Origin of the sequence: Sphingomicrobium aestuariivivum, from assembly GCF_024721585.1 — a bacterium.
Classification (GTDB): domain Bacteria; phylum Pseudomonadota; class Alphaproteobacteria; order Sphingomonadales; family Sphingomonadaceae; genus Sphingomicrobium; species Sphingomicrobium aestuariivivum.
Genome location: NZ_CP102629.1, coordinates 648838 through 674855, shown reverse-complemented (window position 1 = coordinate 674855; position 26018 = coordinate 648838). Strand labels below are relative to the sequence as shown.

The following is a 26018-nucleotide window of genomic DNA, read 5'->3' as shown; positions in this document are numbered from 1 at the left end:
ACTCGTCTGGCGGTCCGTGTAGCGGCGGGCGGGGCCGCGCGGCAACCGATGTTCTCGGCAAAGGCGGAGGAGGTCCGTTTCGGACCCTCTCTCGCGGGCCTTGGCGGGCGCCGCGCGGTAGAAGCGAGGTCATGGATATGCGCCACCGCTTCGACCCGGCATCGCGCCGACCCGCCCCCGGGGAGCTCCGCCGCTCCGCCTGGGCACGGGCGGCGAACGACGTGCCGAACGCCTACCCGCGCCGGGTCGAGGACAGCGTGTCGCTGCTGGTGCCGCATGGCGGGCTGACAGCGCTCGAGGCGCGACAGGAAGCGGCGCGGCGAATGGCTGCGCGCCGCCATGCCGCACGCGAGCGCGATCAGGAGCCATCGCTCGGCCATTCGATCCTCGTCGGGGTGGTGGGCGTGCTGTGCGGCGCCGCGCTGGCCCAGGGAATCGTCAGCGGGATCGCCGCGCTGGCGGGGCTGCTGAAGTAGCGCAGCGTGCGAACAAGTGCCGTCTCATAGGCCCGGCCCGAGCAGAAATTATTCGGGCGCTGATCCGTGCTCCGCCATCGCCCCATCCACCGCTGATGCTTCACGCACCTCTGACGCTCCGTGCTCCGCCCCTGCTTCCTGTTCCGGCAGCATTGTCTGCTGCGGCGTTGCTCCATTGCGCTCGATCAATCGAAAGCCGACCGACGGGCTCGCGCGATCCTGCCACATGAAATATCGCTGCGGCTCGGGGAGCTTGTCGAGGGAAGAGCGGCCGCCGCTGGTCAGGCAGGTGAAGTTGCGGTGGCCGTTGGGCAGCACGTTTTCCTCGCAGTCGCCGAGAAATTCGGCAGCATTGCCGACCACGTCGTGAAGACCGAAGCGGTTGGGGGCAAACTGACCGACGAAGGTGACGCTGCCCGGGCCGGGATAACGGCGGACGCGGGACTGGTCGAAGACGGGACGGCTGTTGCGATAGACGTAGGCGCGGTCGTATTCGAGCTCGTCGCCCCAGGGGAATTGCGTGGTGGCCCCGCCATAGGCAAGCCACCGCCATTGTGTTTCGGTGGGAAGGGCAAAGTCCCGTCCGGTCGCCGCGCCTAGCCAATCCACATAGCAATGCATGTCCTCGACGGAGATCCGGTCGACCGCGAGGTCGGTGTCGAAGCGCGGGTCATCGAGGGTGGTGCGTCGCTCCTCGTCGATCTCGTCGAGCTCATATTCATGAAGAATGAGGACACCGATCGGGGGTCGGCAGGCGCCTGCCGCCACCGCGGCGCCATATTGACGCCACGTCACCTCATATCTGCCCGCCTTGCTGAAGCCGAGCGTTTCGGCACCCTCGATCTCGACCATCTCGGGCACGGGAAAGGACGGCGCGGGGAACAGCTGCAAGCCGGCGGCGAGGACGATCGTCAGGAACATGGGGGTGACGCTAGCGGGCTTTCCTTACTTTCCCTTGAAGGTCGGCTTGCGCTTTTCGAGGAAAGCGGCGACGCCTTCGCGATAATCCTCGGTGTAGCCCAAGCGGCGCATTTCGTCGCGCTGGAGGTCGAGCTCCTTCTCGAGGTCGCGGCTGCCGCTCGTGCGGATGAGCTTCTTGATCGCGGCGAGGCCCAGGGGGGGCAGGCTGGCGAGCCTGTGCGCGGTGGCGCGGACTTCTTCCATCAGCAGCTCATCGTCGACGACCTTCCAGATCATGCCCCAGTCGGCGGCCTGTTCGGCGTCGAGGGGTTCGCCGGTGAGCGCGAGGCCCAAGGCGCGCTGCTGGCCGACGAGGCGCGGGAGGTGCCAGCTGCCCCCGCTGTCGGGGATGAGGCCGAGCGCCGAGAAGCTCTGGATGAAGCGCGCCGAACGGGCGGCGAAGGTGAGGTCGCAGGCCAGCGCGATATTGGCGCCCGCGCCCGCCGCCACGCCATTGACCGCGCAGAGCACGGGCTGGGGCAGGGTGGCGATGGTGCGGATGAGCGGGTTCCAGCTCTCCTCGACCGTTTCGCCCAGATCGACCGCCTCGCCAGGCGCGACCTTGCGATCGTTCAAATCCTGGCCTGCGCAAAAACCGCGCCCCGCCCCGGTGAGGATGAGGACGCGCGCGTCATGCACCTGCCGGATCGCGCGCTTCAGCTCGGCATGCATGTCGGCGGTAAAGCTGTTGAGGCGATCGGGGCGGTTGAGGGTGAGGGTGGCGACATGATCGTCGCGGTCGATGAGGATGGTCTGCTCGGTCATAGCTTCAGCCCTTCGCATAGCTTTCGAGATAGCCGCAACGGGTGCAGCGATATTGGGTGATGGGGATGACCGCCTTCTTGTCGACTTTATAGCCCCACCAGCGCTTGTCGGGCGCGCCGGGGATGAAGCTGCCGACGAAGCTTTCGCCATAATCCTTGTCGATCTGGTGGCCTTCCTCGATCTGCATCGATTGGCATTTAGGACATTCGCGCATCATGGCGTTGCTCCTGTCGGTTTGGCGCGGGGCAGGCGGCCGTTGGCGGCGAGCCAGTGCGCGTGGATGTCGAGACGGACCTCGAAGCGGGGGCCGAGGTCGTACTGCCGGGTGGAGAGAAGGCCGTTGGCGCGCAGGCGGAGCCATTCGCCGTCCCAGTCCAGCGCCATGTCGATCATCTCGATCTCCTGTCGGCGGTATCCGCCGCATTCATAGACGCTGCGCCCGCTCTGGCCGTCGAGATAGCCGATGGCATCGCCCTCCAACCGCAGGCGCGCGCTCGGCTTCTCGCTCAGCAGGGCAGCGATCGTCTTCCAGTTGAGCGGCAGGTTGATCTGCGGGCCGTCACTCCGCGTACTGGCGGTGTAGCCGCCTAGGCTGCTCGTGCGGGCTAGGCTGGCGGGAACGAGCCTGAGCAGCTTGGGGGCATCCAGCGTGTCCCGCATTTCGTAGAACTGGACGAACGGCCCGGTGAAGCGTGCTTCCTGACCCCAGCTCAGGCGGCCGGGCATGTAGGCCTCGAAGCGCTGGCGGCGCCAGTCGATCTCGGACGGGTCGAGCGTATCTTGCCCGTCCTCGACCGCGTGGAGGCGCGCGCCGAAGGGCTGCGGAATGATGGCATCGACCTCGACGCGGATCTCCTCGTCGAGCGGCTCGGGGCCGCCACGGCGCGGGCGCACGACTGCCTCGAAGCGGATGCGGGTGCCGGTCGGCGCTGGCATCGCCTCGCAGCGATAGGCCTCGCCCATGGCGAACAAATTCCGGTCGGGCAGGCCCCATGCGCTACTGAGCTGCACCTCGTCACGATAGGAACGGCTCACCTCGAAGACGGCGTGGGTGCCCGTTACCATCTGGTGTCGCATGAAGTCGCGCCAGTTGCCGAGGCGTTGCGGCAGGCGGAGCACGAGGAGCCGCTTGCCGTGATGGACGAAGCCATGATCGTCGGGCGGATCGTGCGGTTCGAGGAAGAAGGCCACGTTCTTCGCCTCGGGGGCGACGTCGAACCAGATGGGGCCGGTCGGGAGCGGCCCCAATGCGGCGACTTCGGGGCCCTCTCCAATGACCCGCATCTCGCCCTCGCACAGGACCGCGGGGCTGCCGTAGCTGTTCCACCTGATCACTGGCCCCGCGTCCATCCGTCCCCCTCACGCGTCACACCGCCTTTCGCCGCGATTGAAAATCGCCCGAAAGCCGCCTATCTCGGACCTCATGTATACGACCGAACTCGACAAGCAGAAGCCCAATGTTACCGCGATCGACGGGGCCGAAGACCCCGCGCTGGTCGAGGCGTTCGAGGCGCGTGTCGCCGCTGACGAGTTCATCGAGCCCAAGGACTGGATGCCCGAGGCCTATCGCAAGACGCTGGTGCGCCAGATCTCGCAGCACGCGCATTCCGAAGTGGTCGGCATGCTCCCCGAGGGTAACTGGATCACCCGCGCGCCGAGCCTTCGCCGCAAGGCCATCCTGCTCGCCAAGGTGCAGGACGAGGGCGGTCACGGCCTCTATCTCTACTGCGCTGCCGAGACGCTCGGCACGAGCCGCGAGGAGATGATCGAGGCGCTGCACGCGGGCAAGGCCAAGTATAGCACCATCTTCAATTATCCGACGCTCACCTGGGCGGATATCGCCGCGATCGGCTGGCTGGTCGATGGTGCCGCGATCATGAACCAGGTGCCGCTCCAGCGCACCAGCTACGGCCCCTATGCCCGCGCGATGGTGCGCGTGTGCAAGGAGGAAAGCTTCCACCAGCGGCAGGGCTATGAAGCGATGCTCGCCTTGTCGAACGGCACCGAGGAGCAGAAGCGGATGGCGCAGGATGCGATCAACCGCTGGTGGTGGCCGAGCCTCATGATGTTCGGTCCGCCCGACGAGAATTCGCCCAACACCGAGCGCTCGATGCGCTGGCGGATCAAGCGCGAGACCAATGACGAACTCAGGCAGAAATTCGTCGACATCACCGTCCCGCAGGCCGAGTTCGCCGGCCTCACCGTCCCCGATCCCGACCTCGAGTGGAACGAGGAAAAGGGCGGCTACGACTTCGGCGAGATCGACTGGGAAGAATTCTACGCCGTCGTGCGCGGCGAGGGTCCGGTCGCCAAGGAGCGCATGAAGGCGCGCCGCGATGCCTGGGAGGACAATGCCTGGGTCCGCGAGGCGGCGGATGCGCATGAAGCCAAGAAGGCGGCGCGCAAGGTCGCCTGACCTTTATCCGTCATCCCAGCGAAGGCTGGGATCCATGCCTTTCCGTGTCGTAAAACCTCGATGACATGGGCCCCAGCCGTCGCTGGGGCGACGTCAATTCTCAAGCCAGTCCGGGAGGGGCATCGCGCTCTTTTCCGCGAGATCGACGCGCTGGCGCACCTGTGCCCAGCGGTCACCATCCACGAGCACTTCGGGCGCGAGCGGGCGGCTGTTGTAGCCGTTGCTCATTGCCGCGCCATAAGCCCCTACCGTCCGGAAGGCGACGAGGTCGCCCGGCTCGACCCGCTGCATGATGCGGCGGCGAGCAAAGGTGTCGCCCGTCTCGCACACGGGACCGACCACATTGTAGCTGGCTGGCTCGCCGCGCGGCTCGACGGGCACAATATGGTGATAAGCGTCGTAGAGCGCGGGGCGCATGAGGTCGTTCATCGCCGCATCGACGATGAGCCACGGGGCTTTCGCGCCGGGCTTGATGCGGATGACGCGCGCGAGGAGCACGCCGGCCTCGCCCGAGATGGAGCGGCCGGGCTCGAAGGCGAGGCGAATGTCCCAGTCCCGCGTCACGCGTTTCACCATCGCGGCATAGGCTTCGACGCTCGGCGGGTCGGGCTGGTCGGGGCCGTAATCGACGCCGAGCCCGCCGCCGAGATCGGCTAGCGACAAGTCGCAACCGTCATGGCGCAGCGCGCGGATGACCTCGCCGAGGCGCGTGAAGGCGGTTTCGAGCGGGTCGAGGCTGGTGAGCTGGCTGCCGATGTGGATGGTGACGCCGGTGACGTCGAGGCCGGGAAGGGCGCGGGCGGTGCGGAATGCCTCCATCGCCTGTTCGCCGGGAATGCCGAACTTGGTGTCGGCCTGGCCGGTCGAGATCTTCTCATGCGTGCCCGCGACGACATCGGGGTTGATGCGCAGGCCGACGGGCGCGGTCTTGCCCATCGCAGTGGCGACGGCGGAGAGGTCGTGGGCTTCCTCGATCGATTCGATGTTGAACTGGAGGAGCCCGCCCGTGAGCGCTTTTTCCATCTCCTCGCGGGTCTTTCCGACACCGGAGAAGAGAATGTGGTCTTTCGCCATGCCGGCGTCCACCGCATGGGCATATTCACCGATCGAGACGATGTCGGCGCCGAGGCCTTCCTGCGCGAGGACGTGCAGCACAGCGGGGTTCGGATTGGCTTTCACCGCATAAGCGATGAGCGGGTCATCGAGCCCGTCGAGCGCGGCCTTCATCCGCCGCGCCGCCGCGCGCAGCATGGCGGCGGAATAGACATAGACGGGCGTGCCGACCGCCTCGGCAATGGCGGGCAGGGGGACGCCTTCGCAATGAAGCACGCCATCGTGCTCGACATAGCCGCGATAGGGAGAAGGGCTTTCCATCGCCATGAAACGGCGGATCGGCGCTGCGGGTTGCCTTATCGGGCGGCATCGGCCTAAGCAGCGGGCACAAGGAGAGAACATGTCAGACTGGCCGCTTTGGGAAGTGTTCGTTCGGGCCAAGGGAGGCCTCAGCCACCGCCATGTCGGGAGCGTCCATGCGCCCGACCAGGAGATGGCGCTCAACCATGCGCGCGATACCTATACGCGGCGGATGGAAGGTGTGTCGCTGTGGGTGGTCAAATCGTCGGACATCGTGGCGTCGGACCCCGACCAGTCGGGCCCGACCTTCGAGCCCGCCGCCGACAAGGTCTATCGCCACCCGACCTTCTACGAGATCCCCGACGAGGTGAAGCACATCTGATGCCGAGCCTCCCGACCATCTCCGAAAAGGACGAAGCCAAGGCCGCCGCGAAGGATGCCGGCGCGCCCAAGGGCAGCTTCGATGCCCCGACCGCCGGTGAACGCGACGAAGCCACCATCGCCTATGTGACCGCGCTCGGCGACGATGCGCTGATTCTCGGCCAGCGGCTGGGCGAATGGTGCGGCCATGCCCCCGCGCTCGAGGTTGACCTCAGCCTTGCCAACATGGGTCTCGACCTCATCGGGCAGGCGACCAACTGGCTCACGTTAGCGGCCGAGCATGACGAGAAGCATGCCGATGCCGACGCGCTGGCTTTCCACCGCGACGTGCTCGATTTCCGCAACAGCCTGCTGGTCGAACAGCCCAATGGCGATTTCGCGCAGACCATGGCGCGGCAATTCCTCTTCTCGACCTGGCAGCACATGCTCTTGGAGCGGCTCGCGGGCTCGTCCGACGAGGCGATCGCGGGGATCGCCGCCAAGAGCGTCAAGGAAGTCGCCTATCACCGTGAGCTCAGCGCCGACTGGGTCGTGCGGCTGGGCGACGGGACCGAGGAGTCGAAGCGCCGGATGGCCGAGGGGCTCGACTGGTGCTGGCGCTTCATCCCCGAACTGTTCGAGGTGACGGACGAGCTCGAAGGGCTGATCGAGCGCGGCATCGCGGTCGATCCGCGCGGCTTCGAGGACGAATATCGCGCCGCGCTCGTGCAGACGCTCGAGGAGGCCACGCTCGAGGCGCCCGCCGACCAGCGCCCGATCCTCGGTGGCCGCCGCGGCCATCATTCGGAGCATCTCGGGCATTTGCTCGCGGTCATGCAGTTCCTGCCGCGCACCTATCCCGACGCCAAGTGGTAGACCCATGAGTTCAGATCATTTCATTCCGCTGCGCGTGGCGGAGATCGTGCGCGAGACCGAGGATGCCAACAGCATCCGTTTCGACGTGCCCGACGAGCACAAGCCGCTCTTCGCCTTCAAGGCGGGGCAGCATCTCACGCTCAAGGCGGACATTGCTGGCGAGGAAGTGCGCCGCAACTATTCGCTCTGCGTCGCGCCGCACGAGGGCCAGCTCAAGGTCACGGTGAAGCGCATCGCGGGCGGGCGTTTCTCCAACTGGGTCGGCGACCACCTCAAGGCGGGCGACACGGTCGAGGTGATGCCGCCGCACGGGAGCTTCACCTATCCCTTCGCCGAGGATGCGCCGCCGCGCCACTATGTCGGTTTTGCGGGCGGCTCGGGCATCACGCCCGTGATGAGCCTCATCCGCACCGCGCTTTCGGTCGAGCCGGAGGCGCGTTTCACGCTCTTCTACGGCAATCGCGACAGCGCCAGCGTTATCTTCCTCGACGGCATCTCGGACTTGAAAGACCGTTACCTGTCGCGCTTCCAGCCCTTCCATTTCCTCTCGGACGAGGAGGGCGATGTCGACCTGTTCAACGGCATGCTCGACCGCGAGACTTGCGATGCGGTGATCGAGGACCTGCTCGATGAGCCCAAGTCGATAGACGCCTTCTTCATCTGCGGCCCCGGGCCGATGATGGATGCCGCCGAAGCCTCGCTCCTCGAGCATGGCGTGGACAAGGAGCGCGTGCATATCGAGCGCTTTACCGCCTCCACTCCCTCGGCTGCTGAGGCGCAGAAGGTGATGCAGGCCAAGGCCGAGGCCGCCGGCCACACCTTCTGGGTCAATCTCGACGGGCGCAACCGCAAGGTCGAGTTCAACGGCGAGAATATCCTCGATAGCGCACGCGAGGCGGGGCTGCCCGCACCTTATGCCTGCAAGGCGGGCGTCTGCGCGACCTGCCGTGCCAAGGTCGTGAAGGGCAAGGTCGAACAGGGCGCGCGCTACGGGTTGACCGACGAGGAAATCGAGGCGGGTTACGTGCTGACCTGCCAGTCGGTACCGGTCGGGGACGATGTCCGCGTCGATTATGACGCCTGACGCCTTTACGGAAAGGCTGCATCGGCGCTAGGACCGGCGCCATGTCAGGATTGTTCTCAGGGCTCGAGCCCATCCAACCGGACGCGCTTCTCCAGCTGATGGTGATGGCGCGCGCCGATGATCGCCCGCAGAAGATCGACGCCGGTGTCGGGGTCTACAAGACCAGTGACGGCGATACCCCCGTCATGAGCGCGGTACGAAAGGCCGAGCAGCGGCTGCACGATGCGCAGTCGAGCAAGTCCTATCTCGGGATGCGCGGCGATGCGGGCTATGCCGAGGAGATCGGAAAGCTCTTGTTCGGGCCCCTGTGGGGCGGCGACCGGCTGGTCGGCCTCCAGACCCCGGGCGGCTGCGGCGCGCTGGCGCTGGGGTTCGCGCTGGTCCGGGCGGCGCGGCCGCAAGCGAAGGTCTGGGTGGGGACCCCGACCTGGCCCAACCACGAGCCGCTCATCAAGGGCGCGGGCCTCACCATCGAGACCTATCCCTATTACGACAAGGCCTCGACGAGCGTGCAGTTCGACGAGATGGTCGCGGCGCTCGAGCGCGCCGACGAGGGCGATGTCGTGCTGCTCCACGGCTGCTGCCACAATCCGACGGGCGCCGACCTCGATGCAGGCCAGTGGGCCAAGGTCCGCAGCATCATCGCCGCCCGCAAACTCGTTCCCTTCGTCGACATCGCCTATCAGGGGCTCGGCGACGGGCTCGAGGAGGATGCGGCAGGCGCGCGCAGCGTGGTCGAAGCGGTCGACGAGGCCATCATCGCGCAGAGCTGCGACAAGAATTTCGGCATGTACCGCGACCGCGTCGGCACGTTGTTCGTGAAGGGCCGCGATGCCGACGCCACCAAGCTGGCGCTCGACTGGATCATGCAGCTGGCGCGCGAACTGTGGTCGATGCCGCCCGATCATGGCGCCGCCGTGGTGCGCATGGTGCTCGAGGACGACGAGCTTCGCGAGGAATGGCGCGCCGAGCTCGACAGCATGCGCGATCGCATCAACAGCTTGCGCGAGATGATCGCCGCCTGCGACCCGCGGCTCGAATATATCGGGCGCCAGAAGGGCATGTTCTCGATGCTGCCCGTCAGCCCCGAACAGGTCGTCCGGCTGCGCGAGGAATTCGCCATCTATGTCGCCGGCTCGGGCCGCTTCAACATCTGCGGCATGGGCGATGACCAGGTCGCCTATTTCTGTAACAGCGTGAAGGCGGTGATCGATGGCTAGCCTCGCCGACCCCGAGACGAAGACCGACGAACCCGCCTTTGCGTGGGAGGATGTCGCGCGCCTCGTCCTGACGAGCCGCGAGATGGACCGGCTGGAGGAAGAAGAGCTCGTTCCGGCAAGGAAGGTGCTCTACCAATTCTCCGCACGCGGTCATGACATGGCGCAGGTCATGCTCGGCCTGCACCTGCGCGATGGCGATGCGGCCTGCGGCTATTATCGCTCGCGGCCCATGCTGCTGGCGCTGGGCGTCGAGCTGGCCGACGCGCTGGGCTCCAACATGGGGCGCGAGGGCGGCTATTCGGACGGGCGCGATATCGGCGTCGTCTTCAACTATCCCAATCCGGGCGGTGCCCATGCGCTGCCCATGTGCGGCGGGGTGGGGGCGCAATATACGCCCGCGGCCGGCTGGGCGCAGGCGATTACCTACAAGGCCAAGGTGCTGGGCGAGAAGGACGATGGCGCGATCGCGGTCGTGCTCGGCGGCGATGCGAGCTGTGCGACGGGCGGTTTCTGGTCGGCGCTGACCATCGCCACGACGCAGAAATTGCCGTTGCTCTTCTTCATCGAGGACAATGGCTACGGCATTTCGGTGACGAGCGATTACCAGACGCCGGGGCGCAACATCGCGGCCAACCTCGCGAGCTTCAAGAACCTCACCATTTTCGACGGCGACGGCACCGACCCCGAGGCCGCGGCCAAGCAGATCGGCGATGCAGTTGCCCATGTGCGCGAGCGAAAAGGGCCGGTGCTGTGCCGCCTCACCGTGCCGCGCCTCGAAGGGCATAGCGCGCAGGACACGCAGGCCTACAAGTCGGATGAGGAAAAGGCGGCCGAATGGGCGCGCGACCCGCTGCCCAAGCTGAAGAAGCTCGCCAACAATCTCGACTGGGACATGATCGAGGCGTCGGTCGCGCAGGAAGTCGATGCCGCGCGGCAGGAAGCCGAGGCGCGCGCCGTGTCCGACCCCTCGCTCGTCACCAAGGGTGTCTTCTACGAGGGCGAACATGCCAAGGTCGGCGGGCAGGCGGGGCTGAGCCTCGACGGGACCCATGAGGATCCGCGTCCCGTGGGGCAGCGCATCAACATGGTGACCGCCATCCGCAAGGTGCTCGACCTCGAACTCGAACAGAATCCGAAGATGAGCGTCTTCGGGGAGGATGTCGGCCCCAAGGGGGGCGTCCATGCGGTGACGCTCGGGCTGCAGGACAAGTTCGGCAAGGAGCGCGTCTTCGACACCAGCCTCAATGAGGAGGGCATTGTCGGGCGCGCGATCGGCATGGCGATGGCGGGGCTGCTGCCCGTGCCCGAAATCCAGTTCCGCAAATATGCCGAGCCGGCGACCGAGCAGATCAACGATTGCGGCACCATCCGCTGGCGCACGCACAACCGTTTTGCCGCGCCGATGGTGCTGCGCATCCCGGGCGGCTTCTTCAAATGCGGCGACCCGTGGCACAGCCAGACCAACGAGGTGCAGTTCGTGCACAATCCGGGCTGGAAGGTCGCGGTGCCGAGTAATGCCGAGGATGCGGTCGGGCTGCTGCGCATGGCGCTGCGCTCGAACGATCCGACGATCTTCTTCGAACATCGCGCGATGCTCGATGAAAGCTGGGCGCGGCGGCCCTATCCCGGCGACGGCTACGTCCTGCCCTTCGGCAAGGCCAAGAAAACGCGCGAGGGCGACAGGATCACCATCGTCAGCTGGGGCGCGATGGTGCCGCGCTGCGAGGAAGCGGCGAAGGACGTTTCCGCGGACGTGATCGACCTGCGCACGCTGCAGCCGTGGGACAAGGAGATGGTGCTGGAGAGCATCGCGAAAACCCATCGCTGCTTGGTCGTCCACGAGGATCTGCGCACCGGCGGCTTCGGCGCGGAGATCGCCGCGGTGGTCGCCGACGAGGCCTTCCTCGATCTCGACGCGCCGGTGGAGCGGGTGACCATGCCCGACATTCCCTCGCCCCATCACCCCAAGTTGCTCGAGGCCGCCGTGCCCTCCGTCGAGGACATCCGCGCCAAGATCACCGAGATGCTGGAGTTCTAGACGATGCAGACCACCGTCGCCCCAGCGCAGGCTGGGGCCCATGCCATGCCGCTGCGCCCTGCATTTGAAGACATGGATCCCAGCCTTCGCTGGGATGACGACAAGGGAGTGTCGTCATGATCGACGTGCTGGTTCCCGAGGAGCAGGAAGGCACCAAGGCGGTCGTGCGCGGCTGGCTGAAGGCCGTGGGCGAGCGGGTCGAGGAAAATGACCCGCTGGTCGAGCTCGAGACCGACAAGGTGACGCAGGAAGTGCCCGCGCCCACCAGCGGCGTGCTGGTCGAGATCCTCCTCGACAGCGATGCCGAGGCCGAGCCCGGCGCGCTGCTCGCGCGGATCGATCCGGCGGGCGAGGCGAGCGACACGGTCGTCCAGCCCGTGGCGGACGACACCCCCAGGCCGCAAGCGCCCGCGCCCAAGGCGACGGCGAAGGCCGAGGTGCTGCGCGAGACGCGCCTGTCGCCCGCGGTCAAGCGCGCGGTCCTCCAGCATGACATCGACCCCGCCCACATCACCGGCACCGGCCGCGACGGGCGCGTGACGCTCGAGGATGTGGACAAGGCGGTGGCGAGCGCGACAGTCAGTCATGTCGGCGCGCCCAAGACCGCGCAGCCGCGCGTCGTGGAAGCCTTCGACAGTGCCGACATCCCGCACGACCGGATGCGCCGCACCATTGCCGAGAATATGGTCCGCGCCGTCACCGACGCGCCGCATGTGACCGCGCTGTTCGAAGCCGATTTCTCGGCCATCGCGGCGCACAAGGCGGCGATGAAGGCGAAGGGCGTCAAGCTCAGCTACACCGCCTATATCGTGAAGGCCGCCGCCGAAGCGATGGCGGTCGCCCCCGCGATCAACGGGCGCTGGGAAGAGGATCGCATCGCCATCTCGGACAGCATCGACGTGGGTGTCGGCACCGCGCTCGGCGACAAGGGCCTTGTCGTCCCCGTCGTGCGCGATTGCGGCGGCTCCAGCCTCGAGGGGATCGGCAGGCAGCTCGGCGATCTGACCGCGCGGGCGCGTGACGGCAAGCTCGACCGCAAGGATGTGTCGGGCGGGAGCTTCACCATCTCCAACCATGGCGTGTCGGGCAGCTTGCTCGCCTCGCCGATCATCCTGCACCAGGGGCAGGCGGCGATCCTCGGCGTCGGCAAGCTTGAGAAGCGCGTCGTCGTGCGCGAGCTCGACGGGCAGGACGTCATGGTCATCCGCCCGATGGCCTATGTCACGCTGACCATCGACCACCGCGTCGTCGACGGGCACCAGACCAATGCGTGGCTCTCGCGCTTCGTCGAGATCCTCGAGGGCTGGCCCGCCGCCTGAGGCATCATCATGAAAACAGCGAAGGGCGCCCTGCCGGCTTGGTAGGGCGCCCTTTTCTTTGGCGTGCAAGCCTTCCTCGTCGCCCCAACAAAGGCTGGCGCCTTGCTCTCAAGGACATGGATCCCAGCCTTCGCTGGGATGACGCCGGTGGGGGAGGCATCGTGTTGCGCGCCCATAAGGAAAGGGCGGCGCCTTGCGGCACCGCCCTCCCTTTTGTCGCAGATGATGCGGCTTACTAGAAGCCGAGCATCAGCGTGGCTGAAGCCGCGCGCGGCGCACCGATCTGGATGAAGAAGGGCTCGTTTTCGAGACCCGGGCTGACGTAGCCGAGGTAACCTTCGTCAAACAGGTTGGTGACGTTGAACTGCAGCGCCGCGTCGCCGAACACGCTACCGACGTAGCCGAGGTCGATGCGGGCATCGAGATCGACGACGGTGTAGGGATCGACTTCGACGGTGTTCACGTCGTTGCCGTAACGCTTGCCGGTACGCTTGGCCTGGAGGCCGAGCTCGACCGCGCCGAAGCGCTGCTGCAGACGGCCACCGACGCTCCACAGCGGGGCACCGGCTTCGTTCTTGCCGGCGGTCGCGAGGAAGCGAGTGCCGCCGAGGCCACCTTCACAGAAGTAACGCGGATCGGTCAGGTCGCCCTCGCGGCAGGTACGGCCGTCGAGCACATTTTCCTGGATTTCCGACTCGTTGATCGAGCCGTAGACGTAGACCAGCGTGTTCGGCGTCACGTTGTAGGCGACCGAGGCGTCCACGCCGTACTTGTCGACCGGGCCCAGGTTACGGGTGACCGATTCGTCCAGCTCGGGGTCGTAGCTGACCGCGAGACGGTTGTTGTACTGGGTGAAGTAACCCGCGATCTGCGCCTGGACCTTGCGGTTCTGGTAACGCAGGCCACCGTCGAAGCTGTCGGTGGTTTCGGGGGTCGGCTCGGCGCGCTCGGTGCCTTCCGGATAGTAGAGCGCGGTGTAGAGCGTGTCGGTCGAGGGGACCGAAAGACCCTTGGCGTAGTTACCGAAGACCGAGAAGTCGCTGAAGGCGTAGGTGAAGCCCACGTTCGGCAGCAGCTTGTCATAGTCCAGCGTACGCTCGGTCGGCGGCGCGAAGCCCGTGACTTCACCGGTCACCGGATCGATCGTGTAGGGGTTCGCCGCTTCATAGGCGCTGACGTCCTGGCCGGCATCGAAACCGACGCAGTCGACGAAGCCGCGGCCGGCGTCGGCCGTGGTCGTGTAGCAACGGTTGTCGAGCTTGCGCTTGAAGAACGGCAGACGCAGACCCGCGACGACGGTGAGGTCGTCGTTCAGGAACTGACCGCGATATTCGGTCGAGACCTGGTTGAGGATCGCGTAGGACTGACGGTTACGCTTGTTGATCTCGAAGCCGTCGACCGTGAGGAGCGCTTCGTTGACCGAGAAGACGTCGATCGGCTCGCCGTCGTTCTGCATCAGCGACACCTGGCCGGTCTGGCGGTGGTCGGCGAAGTCGAACGTGTAGGCGAGACGGACGCGATGGTCGTCGTTGATCTCGTAGGCGAGGTTCGAGACGACCGCGTAGCGATAGGTACGGGTCTGGCTCGGATCGTTCGCCGCCACGACGTCGAGCAGGTCGCCGTCGCCGTTGAGATCGCGGCCGAAGTAGTAACGGCCACCGATCACGCCGGTGATCGCGTCGTTACCGTTGTCGGTCGTGTCGCAATAGGGGAAGCGGCCGTTGGCACGAACGTAGCATTCGCTTTCGTTCACGCCTTCGGGGCCACCACCATTGGCCTTGACGTACTGGAAGCTCGGGTCGACCGAGAAGACCAGGCGGTCGGTGAGGTTGAACAGCGCCGAACCACGGATGTTGCCGGTGTTCGACGGGTTGTAACGACGCGAGAATTCCGCACCGCAGCCCGAACGGTCGCTGTAGAAGTCGGCTTCGCCGGCGACGGGGGCCGGGATGGTGCAGTCACCGTCGACTTCGTCGGCGCGGAAGCGATATTCCTTGTCGCCGTTCTCGAGCGCTTCGGTGAGGTCGCTGAAGCGGACCGAGCCCGCAAAGTTGTTGCGGTTCTGGTTGTAATGGCCGGTCAGCGAGATGAAGTCGCCGCCACCGAGGTCCTGGTGGATGCGGGCGTTATACTGCTGCTTGCGGATGCGACCGTAGTCGTTCCACGGAACACCGTAAGTGGTGTAGCTGGCCGAACCGAAGGCGGTGAGGCCGTTGCCGGTCAGGTCGCCGGTGTCGACCATGCCGAAGACGCGCTTGTAGCTGCGGTCCCAGACGGGGCCGTCGGCGAAGACGTCGCCGTAGCTGAGCGTCGAGAAGACACCGAATTCCTTGCCCGGGCGACGGGTGCGGATGTTGATGGTGCCGCCGACGGCCGAAGCGGTCGGGCTGTCGACGTCGGTCGAGCCGAGGTTGACGTTGACCTCTTCGAGGATTTCGCTGTCGACCTGCTGGTTGGTGTAGAGCGCATAGTTGCCCGAATCGTTCAGCGGGATGCCGTCGAGGGTCTGCGAGATGCGGTCCGAGGTGAAGCCGCGGATGGTGAAGCCACCGCCCGACGAACCCCAGGGGTCGTTGTTCTGGAACGAGACGCCGGGGACGAGGTTGACGATGTCGTTGATCGTCTGACCCGGACGCTGCTTCTGGATCAGCTCGTCATCGATGACCTGCTTGGCCTTCGGCGTGTCGGGGATCTCGACGCCACCGACGTCGGTTTCGGCGGTGCCGGTGATGACGATCGCGTCATCGTCGAAGTCGACCGAGCCGGTCGACTGCGCGCTGGCGACACCCGGGAGGGCAACGGCCACGAGGGCGCTGCTGCACAGAAGCATCTTTTTCATTGCGTTGAATTCCCTGAAGGGTTTTGAAAGATTGCGAGTGACCCCGGAAGAGGTGCAGGGCGCCCTTAACCGATGAATTGTTACAAGAAAAAGGCCTGATTCCGCGCGGGCGCGTCCCGAGGCGGGATGCCATGATTATGCCATAAATAAATCAAGCAATTTCAATGGCTTGGGTGCCACCTGCCAAAATGTGACAGTTGCAAATTTTTTATGACAGTGGCGGAAATCCGGAACTTGATGCCGGTTTAACCGTTTAAAGGCGCTTTCGGGGGTTGGGTCGCGGCGCGAATCCGGTCCCGGAGGGACCTTGGCGATGCCGCGGCTGGCGCACCCAAGAGGATTCGAACCTCTGGCCTCTGCCTTCGGAGGGCAGCGCTCTATCCAGCTGAGCTATGGGTGCCTTTTGCCGGCCGGTTCCCCGCGCCTAGCCGAGGGGGGCGGACCGTTCAAGTGTTTACCAGCGAATGAGGCGCGCGATGCCGAAGCGGCCGATCGCGGCCCAGGCGGCAAGGATGGCGACATGCCAGAAGGCGAGATGCGCGAAGGTGGTGCCGTCGCATTCGAGCGTGATGGCCAGCGCGCCCACCGCGCCCGCCGACAGTCCCGCGACGAGGCCCGCCCGCTGCGGCAGCACCGGCGCGCCACGGCGCAGGTGGAGCGTGAGGAAGAGCGCGGTGAAGAGGCTCATCGCCGTGCCGGTTGCAAGGCAGGACATCCCGAGCGCGACTTGGTCGGTATCGCCATGGCCGAGCATTTGCTGGACCAGCGCGATGGCGGGGAAGACGAGGATGGCGGCAAAGACCCAGAGCCCGCCGCCGGGCGCTGCGCCGACGGCTGGGCGGGCGAGCCGCGTGGCGGTCACGCCCGCCGCGCCCGCCAGCAGCGCGAAGAGCGCGGCGAGCACCAGCGTCATGGCATCGGCGCTGCCGTCCATGAGCTGCGGGCGGGGGCTCCACAGGGCGAGGACGAGCGCCACGGTGGCCAGCGCCACGAGCGCAAGGCCGAGGCGCGCGCGGCCGATCGAGACGGGGCGGACGGGGGCGGCCTCGTGGCTCAGCCGGTCGAGGAGATCTTCGGTACGCATGTTCATTCGCTTTCGACGAGGGCGGCGAGCTTCTTCAGGCCGCGATGGATGTTGACCTTGACCGCGCTTTCGCTCTGGCCGGTGATGGCGGCGGTCTCGGCGATGGTGCGCCCCTCGACCTTGGTGAGGGTGATGGGCTGGGCCTGTTTCTGCGGCAGGTGGCCGATGAGCTGGTCGAGGCTGAGGCGGGCGAGCACGGGTTCCTCGGCGGAGGGCACGGGCGGGTCGATCTCGAGTTCGGTCTCGGCCTGCCGCGTGATCTTGCGCAGCGCATCGATCCAGCGGAAGCGCGCGATCGCGGCAGCCCACGGATAGAAGGGGCGGTCGGGGTCGTAACTGGCGCGCTTCACATGGATCGAGACGAGCGTTTCCTGGACGAGGTCGTCGACCTGCGCGGGGGCGATGCGGCGGGCGAAATAGGCGTGGAGCCAGTCGGACAGCGCGCCTAGCGCGGTGCGATAGGCGGCCTTGTCGCCGCCTTGGGCCGCGCGCATCAGCGTGCGCATGTCCTGGTCGCCGAGCCGCGTCATGTCCGCCTGCCTAGCAGTTTATCCGCGCTGATGCGCCCCGGCCCCTGCGTCAGGAGGACGAGCCCCAGCGCGACCCAGCCCATGTGCGGCACCCACCAGGCCTGCGGATAGACGAACAGCTGGATGACCAGCGTCATGCCGATCAGCCCCGCGGCGGCGAGCCGCGTGGCAAGGCCGATGGCGAGGAGGAGCGGGAGGAGGTGCTCGGCGACGGTGGCGAGGACGGCCGCCGTCGCTGGCGCGAGGAGGGGGACGCCCGCATATTCCTCGGCGAAGAGGAAGAAGGTGGTGTCGCTGATCTCGAACAGGCTGCCTTCCTCGATCTTGGTGCGTCCCGACTGCCAGAAGATGGCGCCCAGCCCGATGCGGGTGAAGAGGAGGACGAGGTCGGTGACGACCGGCTTGTCGGTCAGGGCTCGGAAAGTGTCGAACAGCTTCATCAGAGGAACTCCGGGGCAGGGGTGAGGGCGCCCGCTTCGACAAGCGCGGTGACGGCGTCGGCGTCGCTCTCGAGCAGGTCGGCGAAGGCGATGGGGGCATCGAGCGCGGCCACGAGTGCGGCGATGGCGGCGTTTACCTGTCGGACCTGTCGCTGCGCTTCGGGGCGGGTGAGGAGGACAAAGCCGTCGCTACCGCCTTGCGCGCCATCCCAGCGGAAGGCGGCGGGCGCTTCGAGCACCGCGAGGCAGGTGGCCGGGTGGCGCATCACCCGTGCGGCGAGAAGCGCCGAGGGGGTGAGGCCGGCGATGCCGGCAAGGGTGACGGCGGGCGCCTCGGCAGCGCCATGCGCTTCGAGGAGCAGCCACTCGACGGTGGCGAGGTCGCGGTGCGCAGGGGCGGCGAGGCTGTCGGCGAAAGTGTCGCCGATCAAACGGATCGGGCGGCGATGCGGCGACGGCGTGTCGAGAAAAGCGGTGGCGGCGGCGTGGAATGCCTCGTCGCCCATGGCGGCACGGGTGCGGGGGAAGGTCTCCTCCAGCGCCTTGTAGCGCGCATGGCTGATCGTGTTGGCGTAGGCGCGAAGGCCGCGCAGCTGGGCGGCACGCGGGCCGACGAGCAGGTCGGCGGGGAGCCGCGCGGGGCCGCCCGCAAGCGTCTCGGCGAAGGCGATCTGGGCGTCAGGCCGCATGGCGATAGGCTCCCTCGACAAGCCGGTCGGCGTGGGCGGCCTCGGCGGCGAGTTCGGCAAAAGCGGGCACGTCATTGTCGCGTTCGACCAGCACGGGGCGCGGGCCGGTGCGGTCGAGCAGTTCGCCTAGCAGGGCCCAGCATTCCTCGCTCACCGGCGAACCGTGATCGTCGATCGCGAGCAACGCCCCGCCTTCATGCTCCTCGACCGTATGGCCCGCAACGTGGATCTCGCCGATCGCGTCATGCGGCAAGGCGTCGAGATAGGCGCGGGGGTCGAGCCCGACATTGGTGCGCGCGACGAGGATGTTGTTCACATCGACGAGCAGGCCGCAGCCCGACCGGCGCGACAATTCGGCGAGGAATCCGGCTTCTTCGTATGTGTCTTCGGCGAAGGCGACCATGCGGCTGGGGTTCTCGATCAGGATACGGCGCTGCAGCCGGTCCTGGATGCGACCGACCTCGGTAACGAAATGCGAGAGGGTCGCGTCGGTCATCGGCAGCGGCAGGAGGTCGGGCAGCAGCTCGCCGCCGAGGCTCGACCAGCTCAAGTGATCGGAAACCATCGCGGGCTGGTAGCGCTCGCACAGCCGTGCGAGCCGTTCGAGTTCGTCGCGGTCGCAACCGTCGGGGTCGCCGATCGACAGGCCGACCGAATGGAAGCTGACGGGCACGGCCTCGCGCACGGCGGTGAGCCAGCGATGCATCGGGCCGCCCGCCATCATGTAATTTTGCGGATGGACCTCGACCCATGACGGGCCGCGCCCGCCCTCGCTCCGGCCCGGGCGCGCGTCGAGGAAGTCCCCGAAATGCTCGGGCTTGAGGCCGATACCGCCGCGGGCGGGCAGCGGGGCGTGGGCGAAGGCGGGGCGCGGGGTCACCGGGCTAGCCCTGCTGCGGGACCGGCTTTTCGTTGCCGGCCTTGGGCTTGAGCGAACCGCCCATCTTCACGCATTCGCCTTTGGCGACATACTTCCAGGCATTACCCTGATAGTCGACCTTGCTGGTGCCCGCGCAGCTGGTGCCGGGGCCGGCGGCGCAGTCGTTCTTGCCGGCCAGCGCGACGCCATAGCATTTCTCCTTGGCGCCCGAGGGCTTGTCATGATGGTCGGCCATCGCGGGGGCGGCGGCGAGGGTGAGAAGCGCGGCGGCGGCCCCGAAGGCTGCGGACTTGGACATGGGGTTTTCCTTCATCACTGGGGGGAGAGGGGTGGCGCCCCGCCCGGCTCGCGCCCGAGGGGGCGTTCGAGGGAGTGGCGGGCGAGGCACCATGAGCCGGGCCGGTTAAGCGGGCAGGCCCGGGTCGTTATTGTCCTGTTCGGCAAGCGTGCCGCCCAAGTCGGCGCAGGCTTCCTCGCCGCCGTCGACATATTTCCAGGCATTGCCCTGGTAATCGACGGTCGAGGTGCCCGCGCAGCTGGTGCCGGGGCCGGCGGCGCAATCGTTCTTGCCCGCCATGGCGACCCCGTAGCATTTGACCTTGTCGGCGCTGGCTTCTTCCACTTCGGCGCCGTTCATGGCGACCGTCTCGCCTTCGGCGGCGGGGGTGGCGGTCTCGCTCGAACAGGCGGCGAGGGCGAGCAGCGCGGTGGCGGCTGCGGTGGACTTGATCGTGTTCATGGGTTGCTCCCGTTGATTGTCACGGGATGCGTCTGTCCCGCTGCCTTCCTGTTCGCGGCGGGAACGGAAAGGGTTACAGCGGCGATGAAAATTGTGCGCCTTTGCTGCACCCGCGCGCTTTTGTTGCGGTGCCGCATCAGCGGGTCTAAGCTGGCGTTAACAGCGATTTTTCAAGGAGCGATGATGTCCAAGGTCGTCATCAAGAAATATGCGAACCGCCGCCTCTACGACACCGACCGGTCGAGCTACATCACGCTCGATGACCTTTCGCAGATGATCCGCGAGGGGCGCGAGGTCGAGGTGATCGATGCCAAGTCGGGCGAGGACATCACCCACCAGGTGCTGACCCAGATCATCGTCGAGGAAGAGGCCGATGGCGGCGGCATGCTGCCCGTCTCCTTCCTGCGCGAGCTGATCAGCATGTATGGCGGCGCGATGCAGGGCGCGGTGCCCAACTATCTCGACGCCGCCATGCAGGCCTTCCGCGAGCAGCAGAAGGCGATGGGCGGGGCCTTCGATCCGACGATGATGACCGAGATGGCCAAGCGCAACATGGAGATGTTCCAGTCCGCCGCCTCGGCCTTCACGCCGGGCGCCAAGCCGGCCGCTGCGAAGTCTTCCGAGGACGACAGCGAGGTCGAGAAACTGCGCGCCGAACTGGCCGCGTTGAAGGCCAAGGTCGACAAGCTCTAGGAACCGTTTCGGCTCCCCAACCGTCCTTCCCTGAAGAGGCAAGAGAGGAGCGTGTCGATGGCGTCCAACGGTAAATCTTCGAACGGCAAGTCGGGCAAGGAGCGGGCGGAGAAATTCGCCAAGGTGGCGATGAGCCCCGAGGTGATCGCCGCGGGGCTCGCCGCGGCGGCAGCGGCGATCGCGGCCAGCCCCAAGGCGCGCAAGAAGATCCAGGAAGCCACGCTCGAGGCGGCGGACAAGGCCAACAAGGCCGCCGCCGACACGATGACAACCGCCACCAAGATGGGGGCGATGATCGTCGAGGGGCTCGCCGATGCCGCCCAGCGCATGCTGTCGGGCGAATGGGAAGACCATGTCGTCGATCCGCACCAGCCGACAAAGGCGCCCAAGGCCAAGCCCGCCGCGCCCGCCAAGAAGGCTGCGACGGCCAAGAAGCCGGCAGCCAAGAAACCGGCGCCGAAAAAGCCGGCGGCGAAGAAGAAGACCGCCACCGCCAAGGCGAAGGCCTCGACCGCCGGGGCGACCAAGGTCAAGACGGCGGCCAAGCGCGCGCCTTCGACCAAGGCGTCGGCGGCCAGGAAAGCTGCGCCGAAAAAGGCTGCGCCCAAGACAAAAGCGGCGGCAAAGCCAAAGGGCGCGGGGAGCGCGAAAAAGTAACGCCAGCCTGTTGATCAGTCTGGAATTTTTAACATTCTCATCCTATCGGGCGCGCCATGCATCAGTCTCCCGCCATCATCGTCCTTGCCGCGGGCAAGGGCACCCGAATGAAATCCTCGCTCCACAAGGTGCTCCATCCGATCGCCGGCCGCCCGATGATCGACCACCTGCTCGGCAGCGTGGACCGGTTGTCGGTGACCCGCACGGTCGTCGTCGTGGGGCAGTGGAAGGAGCAGCTCGAGGACGCGCTCGGCGATCGCGGCATCACCTTTGCCGAACAGACCGAGCAGCTCGGCACCGGCCATGCGGTGCAGCAGGCACAATGCGCGCTCGAGGGCCATGACGGTCCCGTCATCCTCTTGTTCGGCGACGTGCCGATGGTCAGCGCCGAGACGATGACGGCGATGGTCGAGCGGCTGGAAGCCGACGACAAGCCCGGCATCGTCGTGCTCGGCTTCGAGCCCGAGGACACCAAGGCCTATGGCCGCATCATCTGCATGGGCGACGATACCATCGACAAGATGGTCGAGCACAAGGACGCCACCCCCGAGGAGCGGCAGTGCCGGATGTGCAATTCGGGCATGATGGCGGTCGAGGGCGCGCACCTGTTCGACTGGCTCGCACAGGTCGGCAACGACAATGCGGCGGGCGAATATTATCTCCCCGACATCGTCAATATCGCCAAGCGCGAGGGGCGCCGACCCGTCGTCGTCAAGGGCGAGGAGCGCGAGGTCACGGGCATCAACAGCCGCGCCGAAATGGCCGCCGCCGAAGCGCAGTGGCAGGAATTCCGCCGCGCCGAAGCGATGGCCGAGGGCGTGACGCTGCGCGCCCCCGAGACTGTCTTTTTCAGCTGGGATACCAAGCTGGGCAAGGACGTGACGGTCGAACCCTTCGTCACCTTCGGCCCCGGCGTTAGCGTTGCCGACGGTGCCACGATCCGCGCCCATTCGCACCTCGAGGGCTGCGATGTCGGCGAGGATTGCGAGGTCGGTCCCTATGCCCGCCTGCGCCCCGGTGCGCGGCTCGAGCATGGCGCCAAGGTCGGCAATTTCGTCGAGGTGAAGAATGCCGTGCTCGGCGCCGGCGCCAAGGCCAATCACCTGACCTATGTCGGCGATGCCTCGATCGGCCCGCGCGCCAATCTCGGCGCCGGCACGATCACCTGCAATTACGATGGCTTCAACAAGTGGCCGACCATTGTCGGTGCGGATGCTTTCGTCGGCTCGAACAGCGCGCTGGTCGCGCCCGTCGTCATCGGTGACGGCGCGATCGTCGGCGCGGGCAGCGTGGTGACGAGGGACGTCGATGCCGACGCCATCGCCATCGCGCGGGGCCAGCAGAAACAGTTGGACGGCGCCGCGAAGAGCTTTCGCGACAAGGCCGCCGAAAAGAAGAAAGAGGGCGTGGGCAAGCGACAGGTCGCGGCCGCGCTCGGTACGAAAAAGGATAGCTAGGAATGTGTGGAATTGTTGCCATCGTCGGCAAGGAGCCCGTCGCCGATCGCCTGTATGACGGTCTGAAGCGGCTCGAATATCGCGGCTATGACTCGGCCGGCATCTGCACCATCAACGACGGCGACTTCCAGCGCCGCCGCGCCGAGGGCAAGCTGAACAATCTTGCCGGCGTGCTCGAGGAGCGCCCGCTCGAGGGTACCATCGGCATCGCCCACACCCGCTGGGCCACGCATGGCGCGCCGGTCGAGCGCAACGCCCACCCGCATATCGCGGGCGATGTCGCCATCATCCACAATGGCATCATCGAGAATTTCAAGCCGCTGCGCGAGGAACTGGTCGCCGACGGTTACAAGATGGAAAGCGACACCGACAGCGAGGTCGTCGGCCATCTCGTCGCGCGCGAACTCAAGCGCGGCAAGAGCCCGCAGGAGGCCGTCGGCGCGATCCTCAGCCGCCTCCACGGCGCCTTCGCCATGGGCTTCCTGTTCAAGCAGCATCCCGACATCGTCATCGGCGCGCGTCGCGGCAGCCCGCTCACGCTGGGCTATGGCGAGGGCGAGAATTATCTCGGCTCTGACGCCATCGCGCTGGCGCCCTGGACCCAGAAGATCGCGTATCTCGACGATGGCGACTGGGCCGTGCTGACCCGCGACGAGGTGCAGATCTTCGACGCCGACAACCAGCCGGTGGAACGCGAGATCGTCATCTCGGGCGCGACCGCCGCGAGCGTCGAGAAGGGCAACTATCGCCACTATATGCAGAAGGAGATCTTCGAGCAGCCGATCGTGGTCGCCCAGACGCTCCAGAGCTATGTCCGTCCCTATGACGGCGAAGTGGCGCTGCCCGACAACAGCCTCGACCTGTCGACGATCAGCCGCATCACGATCGTCGCCTGCGGCACCAGCTTCTATGCCGGCATGGTTGCCAAATATTGGATCGAGCATTTCGCGCGCATTCCCGTCGACATCGATGTCGCCTCGGAATTCCGCTATCGCGACCCCATCCTCAAGAAGGGCGAACTGTCGCTCTTCATCAGCCAGTCGGGCGAGACCGCCGACACGCTGGCCGCGCTGCGCCACGCCAAGGACGAGGGGCAGATCATCGCCGCAGTGATCAACGTGCCGACCTCGACCATGGCACGCGAGGCCGACCTCATCCTGCCGACCCACGCGGGGCCGGAAATCGGTGTCGCCTCGACCAAGGCCTTCACCTGCCAGCTCGCCGTCCTCGCCGCCTTCGCGGCGCGCCTTGCGCGGGTCAACGGCAAGATCGACGCCAAGGAAGAAGCCGACATCGTCGCGCATCTCGCCGAAGTGCCCGAAGCCATGCGCCTCGCGCTCGAGCATGACGAGGACATCGCCTCTATGGCGCATCTCGTCTCGCCGGCGCGCGACGTCCTCTATCTCGGCCGCGGCCCCGACTATCCGCTGGCGATGGAAGGCGCGCTGAAGCTCAAGGAAATCAGCTACATCCACGCCGAGGGCTATGCCGCCGGCGAGATGAAGCACGGCCCCATCGCGCTGATCGACGAAAAGGTGCCGGTGATCGTGCTAGCGCCCTCGGGCCCCTTGTTCGAGAAGACCGTCTCGAACATGCAGGAAGTCCAGGCGCGCGGCGGGCAGATCATCCTCATCTCGGACGCCGAAGGGCTCGAGCAGGCGGGCGAGGGCTGCATCGCGACCATCGAGATGCCCAAGGCGCATCCGCTGATCCAGCCGATCGTCTATGCGATCCCCGTGCAGCTGCTGGCCTATCACGTCGCTGTCGCCAAGGGCACCGACGTCGACCAGCCGCGCAACCTCGCCAAGTCGGTGACGGTCGAATAGGGTCAGGCGAGGCCGAGCGCCTTCGCGCGCTCGGCCAGCCGATCCCCGAGGAAATCCATCACGCTGCGCACATGGGGCGTGTGGCGCACGCGCTCGTGGGTGACCAGCCAGACGCTGCGCTTCACGCTGCCGCCCGAGGGAAAGCAGCGGACCAGCTGCGGGTCGTCATCGACCGCCATGCAGGGCAGGGCGGCAAGCCCCGCGCCCGAGCGCACGGCGGCGAGCAGCCCCGTCGATGAATCATAGGTCATGACCGGTTCGAGCCCCGGCGCATATTGTTCGAGCCAGCGGCCGTAGACATCCCAGATGCCCGCGCCGCCGCCACCCACCACCGGATGGTCGGGGATCTCCCTGAACGTGCGTGGTTTGCCGTGGGCCTCGGCATATCCCCTGCTGCAATAGAAGGTCCAGCGGTCCTCCCCGATGCGGCGAGCGACCAGCGCATCGCCCTTCATCTCCTCGGCGACGCGGAGGCCAATGTCGGCCTCGCCGCTGGCAAGGTCGCGCGGCTCGTGGCTGTGGTCGAGCTCGATGCGGACGTCGGGATGCTCCTTCTTGTAGGCGATGAGGAGCGGGGTCAGCATGGCCTCGGAATAAAGCTCGTTGGTCGACAGGCGGACCGTGCCCGACAGGGTGCGGCTGCTCGCATCGGCCTCGGCTTCGAGCGCGTCGGCCGCGTCGCGCACAGGGCGAGCGAGGTCGAGGAAGCGCGTGCCCGTCTCGGTCAGCCGGTAGCCCGCCCTGCGCCGCTCGAACAGCTGGTGCCCGAGCGCTGCCTCGAGCGCGCCGATGCGGCGGGCCACGGTGGTCTGGTTGGCCCCGAGCCGCGCCGCCGCCTTCAGCGTGCTGCCTTCCTCCGCAACGGCGAGGAAATAGCGCAGGTCGTTCCAGTCATACATGGCGGCACCATAGCCCAATCTGCAAAAATGCAGAACAGGCAGGCAAACTGGTTGCTGCCGCAGGTCAATGCGGGCCTGTAGATCATCTCCCCATCGGGTCCCCCGGGGCCCTGCCAAAAGGGAGAAAGACCATGTTCAACCGTTTCGCCATCGCCGCCGCCGCCATTGCCACTTCGACCACGCTCATCGCCCCCACGGTCGATGCCAAGCCGGTCACCACCGTCAGCATCGAGACCGGCGATCTCGACCTTCGTTCGCCCGCCGGCCGCAAGGCCCTGCGTGAACGCGTCGAGCGGGTCGCGGTCGAGGCGTGCGGCAAGGCCCACCCGATCGACCTCCAGGGCAAGCGCGAGGTGCGCCAGTGCCGCGCCCACGCCATGCTCCTTGCACAGGATGTCATCCGTCGCCGCAACTAGGG

General features: G+C 66.7%; 27 protein-coding genes and 1 tRNA gene. 13 read left to right on the top strand and 15 right to left on the bottom strand.

Annotation, left to right across the window (positions count from 1 at the left end):
* Positions 1–221: 221 nt before the first annotated feature.
* Positions 222–476 (top strand): hypothetical protein, encoded by a 255-nt coding sequence (locus NUW81_RS03395; RefSeq protein WP_260508532.1) that lies wholly within the window; start codon positions 222–224, stop codon positions 474–476.
* Between the two features lie 48 nt (positions 477–524).
* On the opposite strand, the gene NUW81_RS03390 is transcribed toward NUW81_RS03395, so the two are convergent.
* From NUW81_RS03390 to NUW81_RS03375, 4 genes are read right to left on the bottom strand one after another with little or no spacing between them, the layout of a single operon-like run.
* Positions 525–1397: a formylglycine-generating enzyme family protein gene (locus tag NUW81_RS03390; RefSeq protein WP_245110344.1), complete on the bottom strand. Its 873-nt coding sequence runs from the start codon at positions 1395–1397 to the stop codon at positions 525–527.
* Between the two features lie 24 nt (positions 1398–1421).
* Complete coding sequence (paaG, locus tag NUW81_RS03385; RefSeq protein WP_245110343.1) at positions 1422–2201, bottom strand: 2-(1,2-epoxy-1,2-dihydrophenyl)acetyl-CoA isomerase PaaG; 780 nt, start codon at positions 2199–2201, stop codon at positions 1422–1424.
* A 4-nt stretch (positions 2202–2205) separates the two neighbouring features.
* Entirely contained in the window at positions 2206–2388 is a 183-nt protein-coding gene (locus NUW81_RS03380; protein WP_245110342.1) for a hypothetical protein, read from the bottom strand.
* A gap of 26 nt (positions 2389–2414) precedes the next feature.
* Positions 2415–3536, bottom strand: coding sequence for a hypothetical protein (locus NUW81_RS03375; RefSeq protein ID WP_245110341.1), 1122 nt, complete (start codon positions 3534–3536; stop codon positions 2415–2417).
* Between the two features lie 88 nt (positions 3537–3624).
* On the opposite strand from NUW81_RS03375, the gene paaA reads away from it, so the two are divergent.
* Entirely contained in the window at positions 3625–4617 is a 993-nt protein-coding gene (paaA, locus tag NUW81_RS03370) for a 1,2-phenylacetyl-CoA epoxidase subunit PaaA (RefSeq protein ID WP_245110340.1), read from the top strand.
* A gap of 93 nt (positions 4618–4710) precedes the next feature.
* Here the strand turns inward: paaA and lysA are convergent, their stop codons facing one another.
* The gene (gene lysA, locus NUW81_RS03365) at positions 4711–5997 is read right to left on the bottom strand and encodes a diaminopimelate decarboxylase (RefSeq protein ID WP_245110339.1); all 1287 of its coding nucleotides are present in this window, start codon (positions 5995–5997) and stop codon (positions 4711–4713) included.
* 73 nt (positions 5998–6070) lie between these two features.
* Here lysA and paaB point away from each other — a divergent pair, with 73 nt between their 5' ends.
* The 6 genes from paaB to NUW81_RS03335 all read left to right on the top strand — a co-directional run bounded on the left by paaB (position 6071) and on the right by NUW81_RS03335 (position 12867).
* Positions 6071–6352 carry a 1,2-phenylacetyl-CoA epoxidase subunit PaaB gene (gene paaB / locus NUW81_RS03360; RefSeq protein ID WP_245110338.1) on the top strand — a complete coding sequence of 94 codons (282 nt, stop codon included), beginning with the start codon at positions 6071–6073 and terminating at the stop codon, positions 6350–6352.
* The gene (gene paaC / locus NUW81_RS03355; protein ID WP_245110337.1) at positions 6352–7206 is read left to right on the top strand and encodes a 1,2-phenylacetyl-CoA epoxidase subunit PaaC; all 855 of its coding nucleotides are present in this window, start codon (positions 6352–6354) and stop codon (positions 7204–7206) included. Before paaB ends, paaC begins: the two co-directional genes overlap by 1 nt.
* 4 nt (positions 7207–7210) lie before the next feature.
* Positions 7211–8290, top strand: a complete 1080-nt coding sequence (locus NUW81_RS03350; RefSeq protein WP_245110336.1) for a ferredoxin--NADP reductase — start codon at positions 7211–7213, stop codon at positions 8288–8290.
* A gap of 41 nt (positions 8291–8331) precedes the next feature.
* Positions 8332–9510, top strand: a complete 1179-nt coding sequence (locus NUW81_RS03345; RefSeq protein ID WP_245110335.1) for an amino acid aminotransferase — start codon at positions 8332–8334, stop codon at positions 9508–9510.
* A complete protein-coding gene (locus tag NUW81_RS03340) occupies positions 9503–11548 on the top strand; it encodes an alpha-ketoacid dehydrogenase subunit alpha/beta (protein WP_245110334.1) in 2046 nt (681 codons plus the stop codon). The genes NUW81_RS03345 and NUW81_RS03340 overlap by 8 nt, the downstream gene beginning before the upstream one ends.
* Positions 11549–11664: 116 nt before the next feature.
* Positions 11665–12867 (top strand): dihydrolipoamide acetyltransferase family protein, encoded by a 1203-nt coding sequence (locus tag NUW81_RS03335; RefSeq protein ID WP_245110333.1) that lies wholly within the window; start codon positions 11665–11667, stop codon positions 12865–12867.
* A gap of 235 nt (positions 12868–13102) precedes the next feature.
* On the opposite strand, the gene NUW81_RS03330 is transcribed toward NUW81_RS03335, so the two are convergent.
* From NUW81_RS03330 to NUW81_RS03290, 9 genes are all read right to left on the bottom strand, one after another.
* Positions 13103–15706, bottom strand: a complete 2604-nt coding sequence (locus NUW81_RS03330) for a TonB-dependent receptor (RefSeq protein ID WP_245110332.1) — start codon at positions 15704–15706, stop codon at positions 13103–13105.
* 323 nt (positions 15707–16029) lie between these two features.
* Positions 16030–16106: transfer RNA gene (locus NUW81_RS03325), tRNA-Arg, on the bottom strand.
* A gap of 54 nt (positions 16107–16160) precedes the next feature.
* A complete protein-coding gene (locus tag NUW81_RS03320; protein ID WP_245110331.1) occupies positions 16161–16790 on the bottom strand; it encodes an NrsF family protein in 630 nt (209 codons plus the stop codon).
* 2 nt (positions 16791–16792) lie between these two features.
* Entirely contained in the window at positions 16793–17320 is a 528-nt protein-coding gene (locus NUW81_RS03315; RefSeq protein ID WP_245110330.1) for a sigma-70 family RNA polymerase sigma factor, read from the bottom strand.
* Positions 17317–17760, bottom strand: coding sequence for a DoxX family protein (locus NUW81_RS03310; RefSeq protein WP_245110329.1), 444 nt, complete (start codon positions 17758–17760; stop codon positions 17317–17319). The genes NUW81_RS03315 and NUW81_RS03310 overlap by 4 nt, the downstream gene beginning before the upstream one ends.
* A complete protein-coding gene (locus NUW81_RS03305; protein ID WP_245110328.1) occupies positions 17760–18449 on the bottom strand; it encodes an HvfC/BufC family peptide modification chaperone in 690 nt (229 codons plus the stop codon). Before NUW81_RS03305 ends, NUW81_RS03310 begins: the two co-directional genes overlap by 1 nt.
* Positions 18439–19329, bottom strand: coding sequence for an MNIO family bufferin maturase (gene bufB, locus NUW81_RS03300; protein WP_245110327.1), 891 nt, complete (start codon positions 19327–19329; stop codon positions 18439–18441). The genes NUW81_RS03305 and bufB overlap by 11 nt, the downstream gene beginning before the upstream one ends.
* Before the next feature lie 4 nt (positions 19330–19333).
* A complete protein-coding gene (locus NUW81_RS03295) occupies positions 19334–19642 on the bottom strand; it encodes a BufA1 family periplasmic bufferin-type metallophore (protein ID WP_512700976.1) in 309 nt (102 codons plus the stop codon).
* Between the two features lie 90 nt (positions 19643–19732).
* On the bottom strand, positions 19733–20068 hold the full coding sequence (locus tag NUW81_RS03290) for a BufA1 family periplasmic bufferin-type metallophore (protein ID WP_376741958.1): 336 nt from the start codon (positions 20066–20068) through the stop codon (positions 19733–19735).
* A gap of 180 nt (positions 20069–20248) precedes the next feature.
* On the opposite strand from NUW81_RS03290, the gene phaR reads away from it, so the two are divergent.
* The 4 genes from phaR to glmS are packed head-to-tail and all read left to right on the top strand — an operon-like array spanning position 20249 to position 24701.
* Entirely contained in the window at positions 20249–20761 is a 513-nt protein-coding gene (gene phaR / locus NUW81_RS03285) for a polyhydroxyalkanoate synthesis repressor PhaR (protein ID WP_245110325.1), read from the top strand.
* Positions 20762–20818: 57 nt separating this feature from the next.
* On the top strand, positions 20819–21418 hold the full coding sequence (locus NUW81_RS03280) for a hypothetical protein (RefSeq protein ID WP_245110324.1): 600 nt from the start codon (positions 20819–20821) through the stop codon (positions 21416–21418).
* A 56-nt stretch (positions 21419–21474) separates the two neighbouring features.
* The gene (gene glmU / locus NUW81_RS03275; RefSeq protein WP_245110323.1) at positions 21475–22875 is read left to right on the top strand and encodes a bifunctional UDP-N-acetylglucosamine diphosphorylase/glucosamine-1-phosphate N-acetyltransferase GlmU; all 1401 of its coding nucleotides are present in this window, start codon (positions 21475–21477) and stop codon (positions 22873–22875) included.
* Between the two features lie 2 nt (positions 22876–22877).
* Positions 22878–24701 (top strand): glutamine--fructose-6-phosphate transaminase (isomerizing), encoded by a 1824-nt coding sequence (gene glmS, locus NUW81_RS03270; protein WP_245110322.1) that lies wholly within the window; start codon positions 22878–22880, stop codon positions 24699–24701.
* Between the two features lie 2 nt (positions 24702–24703).
* Here the strand turns inward: glmS and NUW81_RS03265 are convergent, their stop codons facing one another.
* On the bottom strand, positions 24704–25600 hold the full coding sequence (locus tag NUW81_RS03265; protein ID WP_245110321.1) for a LysR family transcriptional regulator: 897 nt from the start codon (positions 25598–25600) through the stop codon (positions 24704–24706).
* 131 nt (positions 25601–25731) lie between these two features.
* Here NUW81_RS03265 and NUW81_RS03260 point away from each other — a divergent pair, with 131 nt between their 5' ends.
* The gene (locus tag NUW81_RS03260) at positions 25732–26016 is read left to right on the top strand and encodes a UrcA family protein (RefSeq protein ID WP_245110320.1); all 285 of its coding nucleotides are present in this window, start codon (positions 25732–25734) and stop codon (positions 26014–26016) included.
* Positions 26017–26018: the final 2 nt, after the last annotated feature.